The organism is Actinomadura napierensis (genome assembly GCF_039529375.1).
In the GTDB taxonomy this organism is placed as follows: domain Bacteria; phylum Actinomycetota; class Actinomycetes; order Streptosporangiales; family Streptosporangiaceae; genus Spirillospora; species Spirillospora napierensis.
Map to the genome: position 1 here is coordinate 40,338 of NZ_BAAAMR010000024.1, position 20,521 is coordinate 60,858.

At 70.0% G+C, this 20,521-nt stretch carries 26 protein-coding genes and 1 pseudogene; 12 read left to right on the plus strand and 15 right to left on the minus strand.

Annotated elements, in window-relative coordinates; genetic code table 11:
* Positions 1–21: 21 nt before the first annotated feature.
* Positions 22–789: pseudogene (locus ABD296_RS15925) on the minus strand (helix-turn-helix domain-containing protein); the annotation flags it as partial.
* A 148-nt stretch (positions 790–937) separates the two neighbouring features.
* Between ABD296_RS15925 and ABD296_RS15930 the strand changes: the two are divergent.
* Together ABD296_RS15930 and ABD296_RS15935 are read left to right on the plus strand one after the other, a co-directional pair.
* Positions 938–1,363: an ATP-binding protein gene (locus ABD296_RS15930; RefSeq protein ID WP_344267181.1), complete on the plus strand. Its 426-nt coding sequence runs from the start codon at positions 938–940 to the stop codon at positions 1,361–1,363.
* 150 nt (positions 1,364–1,513) lie between these two features.
* Positions 1,514–2,338, plus strand: a complete 825-nt coding sequence (locus ABD296_RS15935; RefSeq protein WP_344267183.1) for a TIGR03619 family F420-dependent LLM class oxidoreductase — start codon at positions 1,514–1,516, stop codon at positions 2,336–2,338.
* Between the two features lie 7 nt (positions 2,339–2,345).
* Here ABD296_RS15935 and ABD296_RS15940 read toward each other — a convergent pair whose 3' ends face one another.
* Positions 2,346–2,846 (minus strand): DUF4870 domain-containing protein, encoded by a 501-nt coding sequence (locus ABD296_RS15940; protein WP_344267185.1) that lies wholly within the window; start codon positions 2,844–2,846, stop codon positions 2,346–2,348.
* A 191-nt stretch (positions 2,847–3,037) separates the two neighbouring features.
* Here ABD296_RS15940 and ABD296_RS15945 point away from each other — a divergent pair, with 191 nt between their 5' ends.
* Complete coding sequence (locus tag ABD296_RS15945) at positions 3,038–3,670, plus strand: PaaI family thioesterase (protein WP_344267187.1); 633 nt, start codon at positions 3,038–3,040, stop codon at positions 3,668–3,670.
* A 24-nt stretch (positions 3,671–3,694) separates the two neighbouring features.
* Here ABD296_RS15945 and ABD296_RS15950 read toward each other — a convergent pair whose 3' ends face one another.
* Both ABD296_RS15950 and ABD296_RS15955 read right to left on the minus strand, forming a co-directional pair.
* Positions 3,695–5,029: an MFS transporter gene (locus tag ABD296_RS15950; RefSeq protein ID WP_344267189.1), complete on the minus strand. Its 1,335-nt coding sequence runs from the start codon at positions 5,027–5,029 to the stop codon at positions 3,695–3,697.
* A 293-nt stretch (positions 5,030–5,322) separates the two neighbouring features.
* Positions 5,323–6,327, minus strand: coding sequence for a DUF1259 domain-containing protein (locus ABD296_RS15955; RefSeq protein WP_344267191.1), 1,005 nt, complete (start codon positions 6,325–6,327; stop codon positions 5,323–5,325).
* A 515-nt stretch (positions 6,328–6,842) separates the two neighbouring features.
* Here ABD296_RS15955 and ABD296_RS15960 point away from each other — a divergent pair.
* On the plus strand, positions 6,843–7,400 hold the full coding sequence (locus tag ABD296_RS15960; protein WP_344267193.1) for a hypothetical protein: 558 nt from the start codon (positions 6,843–6,845) through the stop codon (positions 7,398–7,400).
* 10 nt (positions 7,401–7,410) lie between these two features.
* On the plus strand, positions 7,411–7,809 hold the full coding sequence (locus tag ABD296_RS15965; protein ID WP_344267195.1) for a hypothetical protein: 399 nt from the start codon (positions 7,411–7,413) through the stop codon (positions 7,807–7,809).
* Between the two features lie 77 nt (positions 7,810–7,886).
* On the opposite strand, the gene ABD296_RS15970 is transcribed toward ABD296_RS15965, so the two are convergent.
* Positions 7,887–8,387 (minus strand): hypothetical protein, encoded by a 501-nt coding sequence (locus ABD296_RS15970; RefSeq protein WP_344267197.1) that lies wholly within the window; start codon positions 8,385–8,387, stop codon positions 7,887–7,889.
* Between the two features lie 39 nt (positions 8,388–8,426).
* Here ABD296_RS15970 and ABD296_RS15975 point away from each other — a divergent pair, with 39 nt between their 5' ends.
* Together ABD296_RS15975 and ABD296_RS15980 are read left to right on the plus strand one after the other, a co-directional pair.
* Positions 8,427–9,113 carry a response regulator transcription factor gene (locus tag ABD296_RS15975; protein ID WP_344267199.1) on the plus strand — a complete coding sequence of 229 codons (687 nt, stop codon included), beginning with the start codon at positions 8,427–8,429 and terminating at the stop codon, positions 9,111–9,113.
* On the plus strand, positions 9,110–10,453 hold the full coding sequence (locus tag ABD296_RS15980; RefSeq protein ID WP_344267201.1) for a sensor histidine kinase: 1,344 nt from the start codon (positions 9,110–9,112) through the stop codon (positions 10,451–10,453). The genes ABD296_RS15975 and ABD296_RS15980 overlap by 4 nt, the downstream gene beginning before the upstream one ends.
* Here the strand turns inward: ABD296_RS15980 and ABD296_RS15985 are convergent, their stop codons facing one another.
* The 5 genes from ABD296_RS15985 to ABD296_RS16005 all read right to left on the minus strand — a co-directional run bounded on the left by ABD296_RS15985 (position 10,454) and on the right by ABD296_RS16005 (position 14,032).
* The gene (locus tag ABD296_RS15985; RefSeq protein WP_344267203.1) at positions 10,454–10,951 is read right to left on the minus strand and encodes a DinB family protein; all 498 of its coding nucleotides are present in this window, start codon (positions 10,949–10,951) and stop codon (positions 10,454–10,456) included.
* A gap of 54 nt (positions 10,952–11,005) precedes the next feature.
* Entirely contained in the window at positions 11,006–11,497 is a 492-nt protein-coding gene (locus tag ABD296_RS15990) for an SH3 domain-containing protein (RefSeq protein WP_344267205.1), read from the minus strand.
* A 160-nt stretch (positions 11,498–11,657) separates the two neighbouring features.
* The gene (locus ABD296_RS15995; RefSeq protein ID WP_344267207.1) at positions 11,658–12,095 is read right to left on the minus strand and encodes a DUF6069 family protein; all 438 of its coding nucleotides are present in this window, start codon (positions 12,093–12,095) and stop codon (positions 11,658–11,660) included.
* Positions 12,096–12,241: 146 nt separating this feature from the next.
* Positions 12,242–12,421, minus strand: a complete 180-nt coding sequence (locus ABD296_RS16000) for a DUF4236 domain-containing protein (protein ID WP_344267209.1) — start codon at positions 12,419–12,421, stop codon at positions 12,242–12,244.
* A 411-nt stretch (positions 12,422–12,832) separates the two neighbouring features.
* Positions 12,833–14,032 carry an alpha/beta fold hydrolase gene (locus ABD296_RS16005; protein WP_344267210.1) on the minus strand — a complete coding sequence of 400 codons (1,200 nt, stop codon included), beginning with the start codon at positions 14,030–14,032 and terminating at the stop codon, positions 12,833–12,835.
* An 81-nt stretch (positions 14,033–14,113) separates the two neighbouring features.
* On the opposite strand from ABD296_RS16005, the gene ABD296_RS16010 reads away from it, so the two are divergent.
* Together ABD296_RS16010 and ABD296_RS16015 are read left to right on the plus strand one after the other, a co-directional pair.
* Entirely contained in the window at positions 14,114–14,713 is a 600-nt protein-coding gene (locus tag ABD296_RS16010; protein WP_344267211.1) for a TetR/AcrR family transcriptional regulator, read from the plus strand.
* A gap of 235 nt (positions 14,714–14,948) precedes the next feature.
* Positions 14,949–15,365, plus strand: coding sequence for a hypothetical protein (locus ABD296_RS16015; RefSeq protein WP_344267212.1), 417 nt, complete (start codon positions 14,949–14,951; stop codon positions 15,363–15,365).
* Positions 15,366–15,714: 349 nt separating this feature from the next.
* On the opposite strand, the gene ABD296_RS16020 is transcribed toward ABD296_RS16015, so the two are convergent.
* Both ABD296_RS16020 and ABD296_RS16025 read right to left on the minus strand, forming a co-directional pair.
* The gene (locus ABD296_RS16020) at positions 15,715–16,170 is read right to left on the minus strand and encodes a tyrosine-type recombinase/integrase (RefSeq protein ID WP_344267310.1); all 456 of its coding nucleotides are present in this window, start codon (positions 16,168–16,170) and stop codon (positions 15,715–15,717) included.
* Positions 16,128–16,391, minus strand: coding sequence for a hypothetical protein (locus tag ABD296_RS16025; RefSeq protein ID WP_344267316.1), 264 nt, complete (start codon positions 16,389–16,391; stop codon positions 16,128–16,130). The genes ABD296_RS16020 and ABD296_RS16025 overlap by 43 nt, the downstream gene beginning before the upstream one ends.
* 180 nt (positions 16,392–16,571) lie before the next feature.
* Between ABD296_RS16025 and ABD296_RS16030 the strand changes: the two genes are divergently transcribed.
* Complete coding sequence (locus ABD296_RS16030) at positions 16,572–17,318, plus strand: helix-turn-helix domain-containing protein (RefSeq protein WP_344267214.1); 747 nt, start codon at positions 16,572–16,574, stop codon at positions 17,316–17,318.
* Position 17,319: 1 nt separating this feature from the next.
* A complete protein-coding gene (locus ABD296_RS16035) occupies positions 17,320–17,796 on the plus strand; it encodes an NUDIX domain-containing protein (RefSeq protein WP_344267216.1) in 477 nt (158 codons plus the stop codon).
* Between the two features lie 4 nt (positions 17,797–17,800).
* Here the strand turns inward: ABD296_RS16035 and ABD296_RS16040 are convergent, their stop codons facing one another.
* The 3 genes from ABD296_RS16040 to ABD296_RS16050 all read right to left on the minus strand — a co-directional run bounded on the left by ABD296_RS16040 (position 17,801) and on the right by ABD296_RS16050 (position 19,533).
* Positions 17,801–18,355, minus strand: a complete 555-nt coding sequence (locus ABD296_RS16040) for an HD domain-containing protein (protein WP_344267218.1) — start codon at positions 18,353–18,355, stop codon at positions 17,801–17,803.
* A 53-nt stretch (positions 18,356–18,408) separates the two neighbouring features.
* Positions 18,409–18,999, minus strand: coding sequence for a GntR family transcriptional regulator (locus tag ABD296_RS16045; RefSeq protein WP_407061478.1), 591 nt, complete (start codon positions 18,997–18,999; stop codon positions 18,409–18,411).
* A gap of 171 nt (positions 19,000–19,170) precedes the next feature.
* A complete protein-coding gene (locus ABD296_RS16050; RefSeq protein WP_344267222.1) occupies positions 19,171–19,533 on the minus strand; it encodes a hypothetical protein in 363 nt (120 codons plus the stop codon).
* A gap of 175 nt (positions 19,534–19,708) precedes the next feature.
* On the opposite strand from ABD296_RS16050, the gene ABD296_RS16055 reads away from it, so the two are divergent.
* Positions 19,709–20,479, plus strand: a complete 771-nt coding sequence (locus ABD296_RS16055) for an XRE family transcriptional regulator (protein ID WP_344267224.1) — start codon at positions 19,709–19,711, stop codon at positions 20,477–20,479.
* Positions 20,480–20,521 lie beyond the last annotated feature (42 nt).

Below are 20,521 nucleotides of genomic sequence, written 5' to 3' on the forward strand. Positions count from 1 at the left end.
GCACCTTCCTCTGATCAGCGTTCGGGTGTCTCGAACGTTCAATGCCTCTGCCTGGAGCGCAACGAACACCTCGCTGACCATCTCGATCTCGTCTGTATCGGTTGATGTTTCGCCGCCGAAAGCCTTGGTCGCGTAGGCCACAAGCCTGTGGTCGGGCTGAGTGGCGATGGCGAATGAGCCTCGAACGCCACGAATGTAGGTCTCAGTCGGAGCTATTTGTATGTTGATTCGATCTCTATGGGATAGCCGCAGCAGATGCTCGAGTTGAGCTCTCATCACCTCCGATCCGCTGACCTCGCGGTAGAGGACGCCCTCGTCCATGACGACAGAGACTATTGGGGGAGGAGTGTGGTCGAGGATCTCTTGCCGTCTGATTCTGCTTCTGACCGCTTCGTCGTCGTTCAGAAGGTAGCTGGCATAGGACTCGATCTGGAACAGCCCGTAGACGAGCCTCTCCTCATACGCGCGCAGCATGAGGGCTTTTCCTTCGGCCTTCGGGAAGTCGATGAAGTACTTCGAGTACTTGGCCCTCTTGAGGTTCTCGAGGAGTTCGTCCCAGGCGTCGGCGATCTGGGTGCCGCTGTCGAGGGCGTTGTCGAGCCTGACGGCGAAGTCGCGCCGGCATCTGGTGCGTCCGGACTCGACGTGGCCGATGTACCCGCGGGTGACGTTGACCAGGGGGGCGAGCTGGGTCTGGTTCAGGCCGGCTGCTTCGCGATGGCGCGCCACCTCTGCTCCGAAGCCTAGGAGTTCGGGATCGATCTTCATCTTACGTTCGCCGGGGGCCATAACGATCTCCTCGGGGGAGTACGGGGGCGCTACTGATCGCTAACTAGGTCCACCTAAATCGCTGCTCTCCTCGTACCGTACGCCGATTCGTGTGTGAATGGTGACCGTTCGATGACGAAGAGTGATCGCGTGAACGGAGGCAACGGGTGTGATCAGGGAACCGGTTCAGGCGCGTCCGGAGGCGACGGGGCGTACGTCGTTCATCACGGTCAGGGCCGAGGCGCGGGCGGTGAAGCGGGTGCGGGATTTCGTGGCGGAGGTGCACGGGCACGCGCTCGGCTCGGAGGCGCTCTATCTCGCGCAGACGGTCGCGGGTGAGCTCGCCACCAACGCCGTCCGGTATGGGGGGACGGAGACCGTGATCGTCCGGACGTACGAGTCGGCGGAGGGGCCGGTGATCGAGGTGGTGGATCGCGGGTGCCGGATGCCGGAGCTGCGCGGACCGAGCGAGGACGCCACGTCCGGGCGCGGGCTGTGGATCGTCGAGATGCTCGCCGCACGGTGGGGCTGCACGCCGCCTGCGGACGGGGAGAAGGTCGTCTGGGCGGTCGTCAAGATTTCGGCTCGGCGGTGAGCTGCTCAGCGGTACCTGGAGCTACCGGCGGTCGCGCTCACACCCGGTGTGCGGGGAGGCGCCGGCGCGTCCCTGAGAGTGGGACGGCCGGGCCGTCGTTCGGACGACCTTGTCTAGGGTGGCGCCGAGCGAGGGAGAGGGAGGGCCGCCGTGCGGCTGGGGATCACCATGTTCGCGACCGACCTGACCATGCCGCCGCATGAGCTGGCCAGGGAGGCCGAGGAGCGCGGGTTCGCCTCGCTGTACATCCCCGAGCACACCCACATCCCGGTGGCGCGGACGACGGCTCCGCCGACCGGCGACGCGACCCTGGCGCCCGAGTACGCGCGCACGCTCGACCCGTTCGTGGCGCTCGCCGCGGCGGCGGTCGTGACCGAGCGGATCACCCTCGGCACCGGCATCCTGCTGCCCGCGCAGCGCGAGCCGATCGTCACCGCGAAGGCCGTCGCGACGCTCGACCGGCTCGCGGGCGGACGGGTCGCGCTCGGCGTCGGCTACGGCTGGAACGCCGAGGAGGGCGCCGACCACGGCGTCCCGTGGAAGCGGCGGCGCGCGGTGGTGCGCGAGCACGTGCTGGCGATGCGCGAGCTGTGGACGCGCGACGAGGCGTCCTTCAAAGGGGAGTTCGTGAGCTTCGAGGCGAGCTGGTCGTGGCCGAAGCCCGCCGGACGCGTCCCGGTGCTGCTGGGCGGCGCCCCGGGTCCGACGCTGTTCGCGCACATCGCCGAGTACGGGGACGGGTGGCTGCCGATCGGCGGCGCCGGCATCCGCGAGGCGCTGCCGGACCTGCGCCGCGCCTGCGCGGAGGCGGGACGCGACATGGTCCCGGTCGTCCCGTTCGGGACGGTGCCGAGCGCGGAGAAGCTGGACCATTACGCGTCGGCCGGCGTCGAGGAGGTCGTGCTGCGCGTCCCGGCGGGCGGGCGCGACGCCGTCCTGCCCGTGCTCGACGAGTACGCCCGCGCCTACCTGTGACGCGCGGTTAGCGGATCATGCGGAAGCAGAAGAACGTCGGGAACCGGTAGTACTGGCCCTTGCCGGCCTTCACCGCGCCGAGGATGAGGAACACCCACTGCCCGATGAGCAGCTCCACGTAGGGGAAGATGAGCGGGACCAGGAACGCGGGCTGCTTGGTGATGATCGTCGGCGGGACGCAGACCGCCGCCACGGCGAGCAGGTGGATCAGCATCGTGATCTGGAAGTTCAGCGCCTGCGCCGCGTGGAAGCGGGCGAACGGCGCGTCGCGCATCTTCACCAGGTAGATGACGAGCGGCGCGATGAACGAGACCACGAGCGTCCCGATGTAGGCGAAGATCGCCCACGTGTTGTCGTCGTTGCGCGGCGGACCGTACTGCGGTCCGTGGGGAACGCCAGGCGGCCCGTACCCCCACTGCGAGTCGTACGGCCCTCCGGGCGGCGGGCCGGAGGGCTGCCCCGGAGGCTGTCCGTACGGTTGCCCGTAGGGCGGTGGCTGGTCGGTCACGGGGGATTCCTTCGCGCCTGCGGGACGGTCGGTCGCATGAATCATAAAGCGCGCCACGGTCACCGCCCATGAAGGGCGGGGAGCGGCCTGGGCGGCGTCCGGCCGAGCTGATCCGCCCGCTGGGCGGGACCCGGCGCACCGAGCACCCGCCCGCACATTTTAGAATCTCGTTCGGCTCTGAAGGAGGCTGCATGAGCGGGGCGATGACCGAACGGCACATGCTCGGCGAGGACGAGGCGGCGCCGCTGGCCGGGCTCGCCGCCCGGGTCCGCGAGCTGACCGAGGCCGCCGTCCTCACCGGCGTCGACGCCGCCGAGGCGCGTGCCGTCTCCGACGAGATCGCCGCGCTCACTGCGCGGCTCCGGGCCGTGCGCCGCGACGCCCCGCCGTTCCTCGTCACCGACGGCCACCGCATGGACCGGCAGGGCGGCAACCCGGTCACCGGCGTCCTCAACCCGATCGCGCCGCCCGTCGACCTCGATCCCGCGCCGGACGGCATCGTCCGCGCCGAGTTCACGCTCAGCGACGTCTACGAGGGACCGCCGTCCTACGTGCACGGCGGGGTGTCGGCGATGGTCCTCGACCAGGCGCTCGGCATGGCCGCCGCGCGGACCGGCGCCGGCGGGATGACCGCGACCCTCGAGCTGCGCTACCGGCGGCCGACCCCGCTCGGCGTCCCGCTGACCGTCGAGGCGAAGGCCAGCCGCGTCGAGGGGCGCAAGATCTACGCGTCCGGGACGATCGCGGGCCCCGACGGCCGCGTCACCGTCGAGGCCACCGCGATGTTCGTCACGCCGCAGCACTTCCTGGTCCAGGAGCGCTGAGCACGAGCGGCCCCCGCCCGCAGGTCAGGCGGGCGCGCCCGCCTCCCGGACGGCCCCCGCCCGCCGCGGGTCCGGCAGCAGCGCGAGCGCGCCCAGCGTCAGCACCGACGACACGATCATCGCGACCGCGATCGCCCACCAGCCGTAGTCGTGCAGCAGCCACGTCGCCAGCAGCGGCGCCGGGCCGCCCGCGATCACCGACGCGAGCTGGTAGCCGATGCCGGCGCCGCCGTACCGCAGCCGCGTCGGGAAGCTCTCGGCGATCAGCGACGCCTGCGGGCCGTACTGCACCGCGTGCGGGATCTGCGCCACCACCACGGCGATGACCACCAGCGCCGCCGACTCGGTGTTGACCAGCCCGAAGTACGGGAACGCGAACACCGCGATGAGCAGCGACCCCACCGCGTACACGCGGCGCCCGCCGACCCGGTCGCCGAGATGCCCCGCCGCCGGGATGGTGAACAGCTCCAGCACGGCCGCCGCCGTCACCGCGCTGAGCGCCAGCCCCTGCTTCATCCCGAGATCCTTGTGGATGTAGGTCAGGGCGAACGAGGTGAAGATGTAGAACGGCATCTGCTCCGAGCACCGCAGCAGCGCGCTCAGCAGGATCTCCTTCGGGTACCGCCGGACGACCTCGGCGACCGGCACCCGGGAGACCTCCCGCTTCTCCACGACCTCGGCGAACAGCGGCGTCTCCATCACCCGGACCCGCACGAACAGCCCGACCGCGACGAGCACCAGGCTGAACAGGAACGGCACCCGCCACGCCCAGTCGTTGAACGCCTTGTCGGCCGACAGCGCGATGGCCGTCATCATCCCGGTGCCGAGGATCAGCCCGATCGGCACCCCGATCTGCGGCAGGCTCGCCATCAGCCCGCGCTTCTTCTGGTCGCCCCACTCCATCGACAGCAGCACCGAGCCGCTCCACTCGCCGCCGACCGCGATGCCCTGCAGGACCCGAAGCACGACCAGCAGCACCGGCGCCGCCGCGCCGATGGAGTCGGTCCCCGGCAGCACCCCGATCAGCGCGCTGGAGATGCCCATCAGCACCAGCGTGACGATCAGCATCGCCTTGCGGCCGAGCCGGTCGCCCCAGTGCCCGAAGATCGCCGCGCCGACCGGCCGCGCCGCGAACCCGACCGCGTACGTCGCGAACGCCGACAGCGTCCCCGCGTAGTCGCTCGACTCGGGGAAGAACACGTCCTTGAACACGATCGCCGCGGCGGTGTTGTAGAGGAAGAAGTCGTACCACTCGATCGAGGTGCCGATCACGCTCGACACCGCGGCCAGCCGCACCTGCCGGCGCCGTTCGCCGCCCGCCGCGCGGGCCGTGCCCGCGCCCCCGGGATCTGAGGCCATGGGAGCCATCCCTTCCGACCGCCCCCGCCGGTCCCAGCGTTGTGATCCCGGAATTCCCCGGCCGGCGCGTCCGGAAACCGCTTTCTGGACGGTCGGGCGGGCAACTCGCACGGTGGTCGCGGGGATCGCCGCGGCGGGCTGCGACCCGGCGTCACTCCCAGCGCCTCGGACGGGCCCTCCAGCGTGCGGACCGCCACCCCGGCCTCATCGATCACGGCGGGCCTGCTTCTGCATGCGGGCGGCGGGTGGGATCCCGCCGCCCGCCCTATCGCGACGCCCCGTAAGCCCGCCGGTCAGGCGTGCTTGGTGGCCGTGCGGTCGAGCCCTTCGCGGATCTGCCGGGCGAGTGCGACAGGGTCGCCGACGCGGTACATGTGCGAGAAGTACAGCTGCGGGAACTCGGTGGTCTCCTGGTTGTAGAGGCAGCCCACCTCCCAGTGCCGGTGACGCATGACCGAGATGACCGGTTGCGTCTCCTTTGCCGTCATGGAGAAGTCGGGGACGACGGCCGCCCCACCCCTTTTGAGCGGCTGGAACTGGACGCTGCTGGACACCCCGAGGTCCGGATCGACGACCACGCCGCCGAGCCTGATCCTGTCGGTGCGCGGCACGGTCACCGTGACGATCCCGTTGTCTCCGACCGTGGCGTCCCCGCCGAGGATCCTCGCCAGCCTCCCTACGGGAAGCGGGGTCTTGGGCTTCGGCGGCGCGTGCTGCGGCAGCGGCGTGGACGTCACGCCGATGACGGCGCGAGCGGCACCGGCCAGCCGGATCGGGTCGCCGACCGCCCGGAAATGCAGGAACCACACCATCGGGCGCAGGTCGTACAGGTGCTGGTGCTGCGCCTGGAACGTGAGCCCGTGGGCGATGAACGCGTCGATGACCGGTTGGATCTCCCGGGGCCGCAGGGCCAGATCGCCGTTCAGGATCGCCTTTCCATGCCCGAGCGACTGGAAGAACAGCTCGTGCTGGATCTGGAAGCCGTCCTTGAATCTCACTCGGGGGTGGCCCCCGGTGACGTGGAGGTCCTTGCGGTCGATGTCGACTTCGAGGACCCCGCTTCCGCTGACGTGGCCGTCGGCTTGCAATGTTCGCTCGATCGCCTTGACCGGAAGCCGTCCCGTCCCGGTTCCGGTCTGCGACGTTCCGGCCCGCGGACCCGCCGTGCCCGCGGTCGACGCCGTGGCGGTGCCGACGACCGCCGCCCCTCCGGACGCGACGAGGCCGGCGAGAAGCGCGGCGCCGCCGCAGAACCGGCCGAGCGTCCCCCGCCGCGCTGTTTCCGATGTGCTGATCATGATCACGTGTTCTCCCCCTGGTTCGTGCCGAACTCTGCCCTGACCTGCGCAAGGGTGAACGCGAGAAATGATCATAAAAGTGCATTGCCGGAGTGGCGGTGTCGTTCGGGATCGGCTCCGGGACGTTCCGCCGTCGCCGTCGAAGTCGCCCGGCCGCGCGGGCACCTTGGGGGCGGCCTGCGCGGGGACGGCTCGGAAAGCAATTTGCCAGCGCCGAAGCGGGGAGGCGCAAGAATGGAGGCGCTCCAAGCCCGCCGTCTCTCGCAATTCCCCCGGTGATCACTCTGGAAAGTCAACGGCAGGCGCCGGGTGGGCTTTGACGATGGGCGGACACCTCTTGACGATCGCTCCACGCCTGAAGCCGAGACACCGCGGGACGGTCCCCGTTGACGCAGCGCCCAAAAAGACAATAGTGTCTGCATGATGGCCGGGGGCCCGCGCTTCCCCGCGCGTGTACCGGACGTGTACCGGCATCCGCCATCGTGCTCGCTCAGGCTCTGTCACCGATCGGAGGAATGATGGACGGGGCGGCGACTACCACGATCCCTCCCGACGACGTGACCGGCGCGGCCGCCCGGCACGGGTTCGGCGCACTCTCCGACGTCCGGCGCGAGGTGACCGCGACGACGGCCATCGCCGGCGGCGCCGCGACCGCCGTGGTGTGCGTCCTGCTCATGTGGCTGCTGTCGCTCATCCCCGGGTCCATGGACGCCTTCTCCTGGGTCCATTCGCTGGCGTACCCGATCCACTTCGTCCTGCTGATGGGCTTCATCTGGGGAATCGTCTACGCGATCCGCGGCCTGACCGTCGGCTCCCGGGCGACCTACCTGTTCGACGGCGGCCTGGTCGCCCGGCGCCGCGGCGGCCCGCTGGTGATCGCCTGGCAGGACCTGACCGCGGTGAAGGCCGTCTACAAGCGCAGGCAGGGCGACGAGGGCAAGGTCGCCGGCTACAAGGTCGAGGGCCGCGACGGCACGACCATCCCCGTCCCGCTGCTGCTGACCGCGGGCAGGGACGCCTTCATCGACCGCATCATCGCCGAGGCGGGCTCGCACGGCCGCCCGGTCACCTGAGGGAGAGCACATGACCGAGTCGCAACCCGCGCCGCAGTACCAGCAGCCCCCGCAACAGGCTCCGCACTACCAGCAGCCTCCGCAGCCGGCTCCGCCCTACCAGCCGGCTCCGCCCCACCAGCAGGCGCCGCAGGACCAGCAGGTCCCGCACTACCAGCGGCCCGCGCCGCAGACGGCGCACTACCAGCAGGTCAGCGACGAGCAGCGGCGCATCTGGGACGCCAAGGGCAAGCGCGGCATGGGCTTCGGCGCCGCGTGGTTCGTCGCCGGGCTGCTCATCACGCTGATCACCTACAGCAACGCCTCCGGCCCGAGCGGCGGCGTGTACGTCGTCGCCTGGGGCCCCATGCTCTACGGCGCCTACCGCATCATCTCCGGCTACCTCATGTTCAAGAAGAGCCAGCAGTAGCGACCGCGGACCAAGGGGCGGGCGGCCGGCGCACGGGCCGCCCGCCTTTCCGCGCGCCGGCGCTCGGTGGTCTCCGGTCAGTACTCGTAGACCTTGACCGTGGGCGGGCGCCGGTCCCAGGTCGCCACGACGGACGAGGTGTGCTCGTCGGAGAGGAAGTCGACGCGCAGCCAGCGCGCCGCCTCCGTCACGCGCGTCTCGTAGCCGGGGTTCGGTGTCGCCGACACCAGCTTGACCCGGCCGTCGGTGAACGCCAGCGCCGCCTGCCCGCCGCGCGTCGCGAAGCTCCGCACGTTGCCGGACGGCTTCTGCTTGGTGGGTTTGTCGGAAGGCGTGGGGGATTTGCTGGGCTTCGGGCCTTGGTCCTCGCCGGCCGCCGGCCGCGGCGCCGACGTCGGCGACCCGACGCTCGCCGGCGGGCCCGGGAGCGTGGACGGGCTGCCGTGGATGACCGGGCCCGCGATCGGCGGCGGCGCCGAGCGCTCCGACACCGCGCCGCGCACGACCCCGCGCACCCCGAGCCAGGACAGCGCGACCGCCAGCGCGGTCGCCACCGCCCACGGGGCAACATACGACATCGCCCGACGCATCGACACATGGTGGCATACGGTTCCGCCATGGCGAGTGTTCTGGTTGTCGAGGACGACGCGAACGTCCGTACCGCCTTGATCCGCGAACTGAGCGCCCGTTCGCACGTCGTGCGCAGCGTCGGCACCGCGATGGACGCGCTCCGCGAGGTCACCCAGTCGCCGCCGGACGTGGTCATCCTGGACCTCGGGCTGCCGGACCTGGACGGCGCCGAGGTGCTGAAGATGCTGCGCGGGGTGTCCGACGTCCCGGTCATCATCGCCACCGCCCGCGACGACGAGCCCGAGATCGTCCGGCTGCTGAACGCGGGCGCCGACGACTACCTGATCAAGCCGTTCTCCGCCGAGCACCTCAGCGCCCGGCTCGCCGCGGTGCTGCGCCGCTCCGCGCGGTCCGGTCCGGCCGCCGAGATCAGCGTCGGCGGCCTGCACATCGACCTGGACCGCCGCGAGGCCCGGCTGGACGGCGAGTCCCTGGAGCTGACCCGCCGCGAGTTCGACCTGCTCGCCTACCTCGCCGCCCGGCCCGGCCGGGTCGTCGCGCGCCGCGAACTGCTCGCCGAGGTGTGGCGGCAGGCCTACGGCGACGACCAGACCATCGACGTGCACCTGTCCTGGCTGCGCCGCAAACTGGGCGAGACCGCCGCGAAACCCCGGTACCTGCACACCGTCCGGGGCGTCGGTGTCCGGCTGGCCGAGCCCGGTCCGCGCGCATGAGACGCACGCTCGTCCTGGTGTCCCTCGCGGTCACCTCGATGGTCGCGCTGGCCTTCCTCATCCCGCTGGCGCTGACCGTCCGGGAGATCGCCCGGGACCGCGCGCTGACGACCGCCGAGCGGCAGGCCAGCGCGCTCGGCCCCGTGCTGGTCGTCACCGAGGACCCGGCCGCGCTCGAACGCGCCGTCGCCAGCACCCAGGCCGGCGCCGCCGGGCGCATGACCGTGCACATGCCGGACGGCACCCTCGTCCCGAAGCCCGAGGCCGGCGACCCGGCGGCGGGTCCCGAGCAGCTCATGGAGGCGGGCCGCCGCGGCCGGTCCTACACCGCGCGCGTCTCCGGCGGGTACGCGCTGCTCCAGCCCGTGTCGCTGGACGCCGGCCGCACCGCCGTCGTGGAGGTGTTCCTTCCCGACGGCGACCTCACGCGCGGGGTGTGGAAGGCGTGGCTGGTGATGACGGCCGTCGCCGCCGCGCTCGTCGCCGGATCCGTCGTGGTCGCCGACCGGCTCGGCAACCGGATGATCCGCTCGACCCGCCGGCTCGCCGAGGCCGCCGCCGCGTTCGGCGACGGCGAGATGTCGGTCCGGATCGAGCCGGACGGGCCGCCGGAGCTGGTCGAGGCGGGCCTGGCGTTCAACGCGATGGCCGACCACGTCGTCCAGCTGCTGTCGGCCGAACGGGAGATGGCCGCCGACCTGTCGCACCGGCTGCGCACCCCGCTGGCCGCCCTGCGGCTCAACGCCGAGGCGCTCGGCGACGGACCGGTCCCCGACCAGACCCGCGAGGCCGTCGACCGGATCGAGCGCGAGGTCGACCAGATCATCCGGACCGTCCGGCGCCCCACCCGGCGCGGCAGCTGCGACGCGTCCAAGGTGCTGCGCGACCGTGTCGCGTTCTGGTCGGTGCTCGCCGAGGACGAGGGCCGCTCCTGCGAGCTGATCGGCGCTGAGGGGCCCGCGCCGCTGCCGCTGCCCGGCACCGAACTCGCCGCCGCAGTCGACGCGCTGCTCGGCAACGTCTTCCGGCACACCGCCGAGGGCACCGGCTTCGTCGTCACCCTCCACCAGGGCCAGGGCGTCACCGGCATCCTCGTCGCCGACGGCGGACCCGGCATCACCGACCCCGACGCCGCGCTGAAACGCGGCAGCAGCGGCGGCGGCTCCACCGGCCTCGGCCTCGACATCGCGCGCCGCGCCGCCGAGTCCACCGGCGGCTACCTGCGCATCCACCGCAGCGTCCTCGGCGGCGCCCAGGTGCAGATGTGGTTCCGCACCAAGTGGCTCCCCCCGACCCGCCGCTCCCGCCGCCTCGTCCGCCGCCGGCACTCCCGCACCTGATCAGTCGCGGACGTGGTCGCCCGTCGCCCCGTCGATCAGCTCCCGCAGGACGTCCAGGTGCCCGGCGTGCCGCGCGGTCTCCTCGATCATGTGGATCAGCACCCAGCGCAGCGACACCGTCCGGCCGGACCACGACGTGCCCGTCGTGTCGAGGTCCAGCTCATCGATCACCTGGTCCGCCGCCGCCCGCGCCCGCTCGTAGAACGCGATGATCCCCGCCGTGGTCTCGTCCGCCTCGATCCGCAGGTCCTTCTCCGGATCGTCGTCGTCCAGCGGCAGGGGCTCGGTCTCCCGCCCGAACGTCTCGCAGAACCACGAGTACTCCATGGCCGCCAGATGCTTGGTCAGCCCCAGCAGCGTCGTCCCCGACGGCGTCATCACCCGCCGCACCCGCTCGTCGTCGAGCCCGTCCAGCTTCCACAGCACCACGTCCCGGTGCCGGTCGAGGCTCGCTTGCAGGCTTTCCTTCTCATCGCCGACGAACGGCACATTCCTCATCCGACGACCGTACCGGGCCGGCGCCCCGACGGACGCCGGCCCCCGTTCACCACGTCAGCGGCAGTCGGAGTACTTGATGTACCACTTGCCGTTCCCGTTGCCGAGCTTGTAGTCGGCGATCCAGAACTTGTCCGGAAGCCGCACCCACAGGTACCCGTCCCTGCGCTGGACGGTGTCCCAGTCCGTGGTGACCTGGCTGTTGTGCTTGAGGACGCGGACGACGCGGTAGCGCAGCCCCGGCCCCTCGCGCAGGTTCAGCCCGCCCGTCGGCAGGACCCGGCCGTGGCACCAGTGCTGGCGCAGCTCGTCCCGCACCATCAGCCGGTGCATCGCCTTCGCGGCGCCCTTGCGGCCGACCTTGATGGCGCCCGGCCCGTGCCCCTCCTCCCCGTCGTGCGGCGGCCGCGGCTGCGCCTGCTGCGCGCCGCCCTGCCCCTGCCCCGGTTTCGGCGGCGGCTGCTCGCCCGCCGCCGCGCCGGCGCCCAGCGCCGTCCCGGCGAGCACGGCACCGGCCAGGGTCGCGCCGAGCTTTACTCCTACATGCATCTGTTCCTCCAGATTCGTCCAGACCGACGGCTCGGTCACCACCCAGAGTGACAGACCTGCATCAGAAAGTAACGACTCTTGAGTTCGCTCCACCCGCCCGCACCGACCTCACCCGGACGAACCGCCCCGGTGGCGCCTGAGCGAGTGCCTCAGTCCGGTGTCAGCGCGTGCGTACGGGCAGGCGGCCGGCGACGAGCGGCACGACGATCGCCGCGGCCACCAGGTGGGCGACCATGAGGACGGCCCTGGTCGACGGGGCAGCCGGGACGATGAGGTCGGGTACGAACGACAGCGCCGTGAGAACGGCGGTAACCGCCACGAACGTGCGCCTGGGGGACGCGGCCCAGCGCCGCAGCGCCACGGCCAGGACCAAGCCGATCGCGGCACAGGCCAGCGTCAACTGCGTGAAGCCGAGCAGCGGAATCGGTGCGCCGTCGATCTCCAGGGACACTCCCGCGCTTCTCGCGACGGCGGCGAGGGCGGTGGTGGCCATGGCGGCGCCGATGGCGGCGAGCCCGCCGGTGCGCCACAGCGGAACGGTGCGAGTCGAGGTCGCGGCGGCCGTGGACGGAGCGGCGGTGTAGCTGGAGATGCTCATGAGCCTTCCCTTTCGTCTTCGTTCGAGATGACGTTGTTCGAAAGGGCAGACCAGGCGGACCGAGCGAACTCATCGCTCGAATCGAAACGGCGGCATTCCCGCACGTCAACGACGTGGGCGCACCGGAATCGACACCCGACCGCGCGTCAGGTTCGTGGCTTGTCCTGCTTCCAGGACAGCGGGCCGGGCAGGTCGACCCGGTGCGCCCGCGCACGGGAGTTCCAGGACCACCGCCCGACCTTGATCGTCCAGGACGAGAACCCGTTCTCGGTGAAGTTCAGGATCAGAGGTCCGTACCGCTTGCGCTTCCGGAACATGATGCCCATCGCCGCTGCTCCCTTCTCGATCCCTTACAAGCGACGCGGAACTGCCCCGTAGATCGTCGGCCAAACAGGCGCCCTTCAGCGGACGGCCCACTATCCCGACAACGGTCGGACCGAGCCGCCGCCGCACCATCGAACAAGGCGGCTGGTCAGAATGCCCGTCACCGATGAAGAAGGGCCAGAACTTCACCCCGGATCAGCAACTCAAGGTGGAGTACTACAACAAGCCCGTCTACCAGTACACCGCGGGGACAACGACGGCCTACCTGGCCGCCCAGCAGGACTTCACGGCCTCGGCCGACGGAACGTGGGTCAACACCGTCTACACCCAGACCGGGCGACCAACCGGATCGTCGCCCGCGCCACCGCGTACTGCCTCTACACCCCCTGACCGGCGCCGGCTCAGCCCTGGCTTCAGCGGAGGGAGGAGTCGGCGAGGGCTTGGGCGGAGGCGTCGGGAACGTAGGCCGCCATCGCGGCGATGAGGGCGCGGATGCCGCGGCGGACGTCCGAGGTGAGCGAGGCGTGGCGGGCGACGTCGAGTTCATTGGCGATGGTGAGGAGGGCGAAGCCGGTGAGGTCGGCGTCGGCCAGGGAGACGACCTCACCGGTGAAGCGGTCGGTGAGCGGGAGCGGCGCCGCGCCGAGGCGGGCGTAGGTCTCGCTCCGATCGCAGGCGTCGTAGAGGTAGACGAGGCTTTCGGCCTCGTCGCCGATCGCCTCCCGCAGGCGGGCCCGCCGGTCGAGCGGCAGCAGCGCGTGCGGGAAGCCGTCGGTGCCGTAGGCGGCGTGGCAGAGCGCCGCGAGGCTGAGACGCCGGCCCCCACCCCAGCCGGCCACCAGCTCGCGCACCCGCTGCAGGTGGTCGAGGAGGTTCCCGCCGGGGTGGTCGACATCCCCCGCGCCGAGATCGCGCAGCAGCTCCAGCGCCGGCCACTCGGCGGAGACCGCCTCGGCCAATGCCACGGGTTGGTCGCGGGCGACGAGGTGCCCGGCATCGCGGACGCGTGTGACCGTGGCGTGAGGAGCCAGACGCAGGAACCGGTCGACGTCGCCGTCCGTCACGGCCGACCCGCTACTGCCACGCACGAGCAGGACGGGCAGGTCGAGCTCCGCGGTGATCCGCCGCAACCACGGAACCTGGGCGAGGATGTCCTCGACGAGCTCGCTGTGGACGTCGAGCATGCCCCCATCGGCGAGGAAGCGGCGGACCCGCTGGGGTTCCAGATCAGGCACGACGTCCACCAGCACGAGGCCCGCCACTTTCGTCCGGACGGCCGGGTCGCCCAGGGCGGCGATCGCGGCAAGCCCACCCAGCGAGGCACCGACGACCACGCATCCCGGCCCCTCGGCGTGGAGCATGGCGGCGACGTCGTCCGCGCAGGGCGCGAGCGCCCGCGCCGAGCCGCCGCTGTCACCGTGCCCGCGCTGGTCGAAGGCCACGCACCGGAACCCGGACTGGACCAGGACGTCGGTGACCGGCGTCCACACCTGCCGCCGCTCACCACCGGCGTGGAGCAGGAGGACGGTCGTCCCGGCACCGACCTCCTCACCGCGCAGGACCGCGTCAGGGCGGATGATGCTCCGCGCCCGAGGGACGCTGAGGTCGATCACGGCGACGCCTCCCTAACCTTGGAATATCAAGGTAAGACGCTAAGCACGCCCACCTTGGCCTGTCAAGGTAAGGTCAACCGAGTGACACGTTCGCGGGTGCGCCGCCCGCCCGAGGAGGCACGGCGCCTGATCCTGGACGCCGCCGAGAGGCTCCTGGCCGAAGGCGGTGTGGCCGCCGTCCAGGTCCGGGCCGTCGCCGCCCAGGTCGGCATGACCGACGCGGGGGTCAACCACCATTTCGGCACTCGTGACCGTCTCCTGGAGGCACTGCTCCGCCACGGTGGCCGGAAGATCCGCGCCGGCGTCTCGGACGTGCTGAAGTCCTGGCTCGACCGCGGCGCCGACATCGGTGAGCTGGTCGACGCCTTGGCGGTCTTCTACCGCCGGGGCTACGGCGAACTGGCGGTGGCGCTGCACGCCGCCGGATGGCGGGACGAAGGGGCGGGAATGCTCGACCCGGTCGTCGACGCGCTGCACTCCCTGCGCCCCGGCGCCGCCGACATCCCCGTCGAGGACACACGGCTGGCCGTCGCCGCTCTCCACCAGGCCCTCGCCACCGAGCCCCTGTACGGCCCGGCGTTCCGCCGCAGCGCCGGCATCACCGGCCGTGCGGCCACCACCCCCGGCCCGCAGCTCCGCTGGTGGACCACCCACCTCGCCCACTCCCTAGGCCTCCAATAGCGCCCTCGGCGCCCGCCGAACGACCCTCTGTGGGCCAGCCACATGGGAACATCGCGATGACGTCGTCCGGCGCCCCGCGTGTCCTGAGGAGGTACCGCTGAACGCCGCTCCCGCCGGCCGAAGCGCCGCGCTTCGCGAACTGGCCCTCATCCTCACCGGCATCGCCCACAAGGTCGCGTCCGTCGCCCCCCTCCTCGACCGGGCCCTGCGCGAGCGCACCCACGCCATTGCGTTCATGCACACCCGCCGCCGTTCCGCCCGCCGCGCCCTCGCCCGCCTCCGCGCCGTCGACCGGGCGCACCGCCGCATCTACGACCTCGATGTCGGCTTCTCCAACGAGCTGATCGAGGACCTTTCCCGCATCTCCTTCCACGCCGAGAACCTCGGACGCGCCCTCTGCTCGGTTCCCTCGTACGAGTTCCCGATCGACCACTCCGAGATCCGCGGTTGGATCCGTTCGTTCGCCCGCTCGGCAGGCCTCGACGCCGGCCTCGTCTCGCTCGTCGATCCCGACGGCATCCGCAGGGAGCAACGCCACCTCGCCGAGGCGGTGAAGCACGCCCAGTCCCGCGTCGAAACGCTCCTGAACACCGAACACACCCGATCCACCGCCGCCCAAGCCGACCAGGACGAACCCAACCTCAACGACTAACACTCCACCCGCATTCAGCGACGGCGGCAAAAGCGGCGTCGGCGCGGGTCGCTGTGGTTATGACCATGCCGTTTGTGGCGGCGGTCATCGCAATCTCGGGAGCCGACGTGAGGCGGGGCGGTACGACCCACTTCGACTGTGCCGGACGGTTCCCCTGGGCTCCTTCCCTTGTTTTTGCAGGTGGGCGGCTATCGGCTCGGCTTCCCCTGACGTCCTCGGACGGGGGCTGAATAAGGCTTGCTCAGTGGTTCCCTAAGTGAGGGCCACGGGCGGAACTTGTGGCGCCGCAGGTGGGGGAGTGCGCTGAGTCTGTCGAGGGTCTAGGGGAGCCAACACGGGAGCCACACGCCTACGCGGATTTGACGGTCTTGCTCGCGAAGATATCGTTCATGTGCTCGGCACCATCGCGGATCTCGGGCCTGAGCTGGTGGCGGTAGACGGTTTCGGTGATCTTCGTGCTGGAGTGCCCGACGAGGATGCTGATCTTCTCTATGGGCACGTCGTGGTCACTCATGATGGAGACGAACGTGTGCCGCAGTTCGCGCGGGCACCACTCGCGCGGGTTGAGGTCCGCCGCCTTGAGCACCTTGGCGAACCGGTACCGGACGTGTTGCGCGGCGTAGGACCGTCCGTCCTCGTGGCAGAACACGAGGTCGTATTCCTGGTACGCCTCGCCGGCCTTAAGTCGCTCCGCCGCCTGCCTCGTCTTGAGGCTGCGCAGCGCGTCAACGGCCATGTCTGCGATGCCGAGTCCGCGACGGCTCAGCGTCGTCTTGGTCTCGCCCTTGTGCCGATCGGCACGCAGGACGTAGACGGTGGCCTTGTCGAGGTCGACGTCACTCCACTTGAGCGTGCGAAGCGCGTGGTGAGGACGCGACGGGACGCGTTGCCGATACGGGAGGGCGAGGAATCGCGCCGCATCGCGCGGCGCTCTTTGGCGTGGATGCCGATGACCAGCATCGCGAAGATGCCGCAGGTGGAGCCGGCGAGGAAGACGGCGATGATGGAGGCCAGAACGAGGATCATTTGCGACCACTCCTCTCGTAAGGCCCGTGTCCGGTGGGGACGGTTCGGGCGGTCGGTGCCGCGGTGTGAGAAGAGAGTGCGCCTGACCCGCGGGACGGGATCACTACATGACTGGACGTGTTCATGACGTCCTCGTAGGGTTGACCGCGTCCCAGGACGTCCCGGATTCGGACAGGTGCCTTGCCCAACGAACGCCTACGCGCCGCGCTGCTTCAACGGGGCATGACCCTCGCCGCGCTCGCCGAGGCGATCGAGGTCGATCCCAAGACCGTCGAACGGTGGATCACACAGGACCGCACTCCGTACCGACGACACCGTTACGCAGTGGCTTCTCATCTCGGCGTGGATGAGACCTACCTCTGGCCCGAGGCTCTGACGAAGGAACAGATCACCTCGGCGTCCGACAGCGAGCTAGTCACCCTCTATCCGCATCGCTGGGCCGTCCCAAGGGACGCGTGGGGACGTCTGTTCGCCGAAGCGCACAACGAGATCGGCATCCTGGTCTACAGCGGCGTCTTCCTCGCCGAGGACACCGGCGCTCAACGCATCCTCGCCGACAAGGCCAAAGCCGGCGTTCGCGTCCGCATCCTCCTCGGAGACCCGGAATCTCCACAGGTCGCCGAATGTGGCGACGACGAGGGCATCGGCGACACCCTTGCCAGCAAGATCCAATACGTGATCGTGCTGTACAAGAAACTGCGCGCCCTGGACAACATCGAGTTCCGGTTGCACGGCACGGTGCTCTACAACTCGATCTACTTCGCCGATGACCAGATGTTCGTCAATACACACGTCTACGGCGTAGGCGCCTCGGACGCCCCGTTCTGGCATCTGCGCCGGCTCCCCGGCGGAGAGGTCGTCACGACCTACATGGAGAGCTTCGAGCGCGTCTGGGAAGCCGCCAAGCCACTACCACCGGGGGACTGACTTGGGCCGCAGGATCGACTACTACGACGACCCCAACGCCCCCGAGGCCAACAGCCTCGTCCCGTCCGTCAACGTCGTCGTCACCAACGACAACGGCGACATCCTCATGATTCGCCGTACCGACAACGACAACTGGGCAGTACCGGGAGGCGCGATCGACCTGGGCGAATCCGTCGCACAGGCAGCGATCCGCGAGACCAAAGAAGAGACCGGCGTCGATTGCGAGATCACCGGCCTCGTCGGCATCTACTCAGACCCCAGGCACTTGATCCACTACACCAGCAACGACGAGGTCCGCCAAGAGTTCTCGATCCTGCTCACAGGACGCCCCACAGGCGGTGAACCTCGCCCAAGCGACGAGTCAAGCGAAGTCCTCTGGATCCCCGCCGACAAGGCCGCAGACAGGCAGATGGACCGATCGATGAAGCTCCGCATCGGCCACTACCTGGAAAACAGGCAACAGCCAGTCATCACCTGACGGCTCACCCGCGCGATATCAACTCGTCCCGAACACGGTGAACGGCACCAATGATGTGCGGGGACGACGTAGTGATGGACCGGGCGACAAGATGACCGTCACCGTAGCGGGACAGGATCTCCGAAAGCCGATCCTCTACGGCCAACTCCTCGCCGTCTGGACTCGTGGTCATGTCGCAGTAGATGAGTGAATCCGTCAGTTCCGGAGGCTCGGCCCCGAACTCGCTCGTCAACTCGTCAACGAGCCCTCGTTCCCGAGCCTCCACAACCGCGCATGAGTGGTGAGCCACGAGCCGGCACAGATGCTCGTCCGCGTGGTGAGCGTCCCGCAGGAAGCGTGCACCGTCGAGGGGATGGAATCCGGTCACCACCAGGTCGGGCGCATATCCGAGGTCGTGCAGCCAAGCGGCGGCCTCGAGCAGGCCGGCACGGTCGCCGAGTAGGGGCGCGAGAGTCCTGGCCTGCCGCGCGACACCTTGCGTGTGTGCCCAGCGGCGCGGCATCGCGCTCTCTAGGTGATGACGTGCGATCTCGCGTGCCCACTCGGCGGTGCTGTCCATGTCTCTGACGCTACGGGCAGGTCACTGGACGTCCACGGACGCCACGGGAGCATCTAGGGACGTCTTGCCAGCACGAACCGTCCCCGACCGTGGACGCATTCCACCAGGCCAGCGGCCTCCAACAGTTCAAGCGCCCGCCGTGCGGTGAACCGCGTGACGCGGTAGCGCTCGCAAATCCTCGCCTCGCTAGGCAGGACGCTGCCCTCCGGCAGCGATCCGTTCTCAATCAGCGCCCGGAGATCAGCCGTGATGCGCTCGTACATCGGCCGCACGTTGCCGGCGGGGGCGGGCTGCACGAACCTGCCCAGGCCCGACACGATCGTGATCAGCTCCTCGTCCTGGAGCACCTTCAGTGCATGGCGCACCGTGCCACGAGCGACAGCGAACTCTCTGCTCAGCTCATGCTCTCCAGGCAATCGCCCGCCGGCGGAATAGGTGCCGTCTGCGATACGTCCTCGCAGCACCGCGGCGATCCTTCGGTAAGCGGCACCCGAGGCACGTGTCACCGTGCACCCCACCACACACGGGTGAGGCCCAGAGCGGCGACCGCTCCAGGCCTCACCTCGCCTCCGACCTTCACCCCAGATCCACGAAGGCGCCGAGGATACGTTGGGCAAGTCCACGCCGATGCCTTCCGCCCCCACCGTCGAAACTCGGCACAGACGGACGGGAAGCAACCGGGCGCATGGGCCCGCCCCTCGGGGAGACGGAAACCCATCGCCCCGTTGCGTCCGTCTGTGGACGAGGGCTGACGGCCCTGCGGGAGGGCTGTGGCGGCGAGCAGGTACGCCGATGCCGCCCGGCCACCCGCGCCATCAGTGCTTGCCCTCCGTTGCCGGAAGGCCGTCTCGGTTGGCGAGCCTGCCCTTGACCCATACGACCGCGTCGACGATGCGCTCGGCCTCGGCGATCGGATGCCCCGATGAGTCGAAGAACCAGAGGTGACCGCCGTCCCGTTCGAACGGTCGGCATGTGATCTTGTCGGACAGCACTGGGTTTTCGTCGCAGCAACCGGGAGCGTCCGGATTGCGCACCGTCAGTCCCGCCGAGGTCAACTCAACGACGAGGCGATGCGCGCGCAGATGAGCGCCCAGCGCGGCCAACCGCGCCTCGGCTGCACTCAGACCAGAAAAGGACGTCGGCTCGGCATCGGTCTCACGGGGCCGGTCGAAGGACATGGGCGCCTCCTCAACAAGGTTTCTTGGGGACTTGACCACCGGGGAACCGCAGGCGCGGCGCCTCGGGCGTGTCCAGAAGCCTCGTTGGCCGGCCGGGACCTCTCCACCGGCAACTAGGGACGTCTAGGGACGTCCTCTGTTAGCGTCAGTCCTACCTTGCATCTCGGGAGGTCCGGTGAACGACCTGTTGCGGCGAGCCCTCGAAGAGGCCCAACTCACCGAAGACGACGTGGCCAAGCGTCTCGACGTAGACCCCAAAACCGTCCACCGTTGGTTGGCTGGCCGCATCCCCTACCCCCGCCACCGAGCGACCCTCTGTGACCTCTTGGACCACACCGCCGAGGACCTGTGGCCCCAGCTCTCCGCCCCGCGCCCACTCCCCGAACCGCCGGGCGCGCAAATCCTCGCTACCTACCCGCATCGCTGGGCCGTCCCCCGAGCCGTCTGGCAACACCACTTCGCCAGCGCACGCCACGAGATCGGCATCCTCGCCTACGCCGGCCTCTTCCTCGCCGAAGACCAAGGCGTCATGCGAACCATCGCCGATAGGGCCCGAGACGGCGTCGCCGTCCGCATCCTCCTCGGCAACCCAAACGGCCCCCGCATCTCAGAACGAGGCGCAGACGAAGGCGTAGGCGACTCCCTAGCAGCCAAGATCCGCAACGCCCTGGTCCTCTACGAACCCCTCCGCGACCTCGACAACGTAGAGATCCGCCTACACGACACAGTCCTCTACAACTCCATCTACCAAGCCGACGACGACCTCTTGATCAACCCCCACGCCTACGGCATCCCCGCATCCCACGCCCCCGTCCTCCACCTCCGCAACACCCAACCCAACGACATGGCCGCCACCTACCAACACAGCTTCGAGCGCGTCTGGTCAGGCACTGGCACGCTCGGCATAGCCAGGTGTGCGATGGACGCCCGAAAACAGCCGTATTGAGCACTTTCGCGCGTTGTCGGGCGTGTGGCGTATGGCGGACGC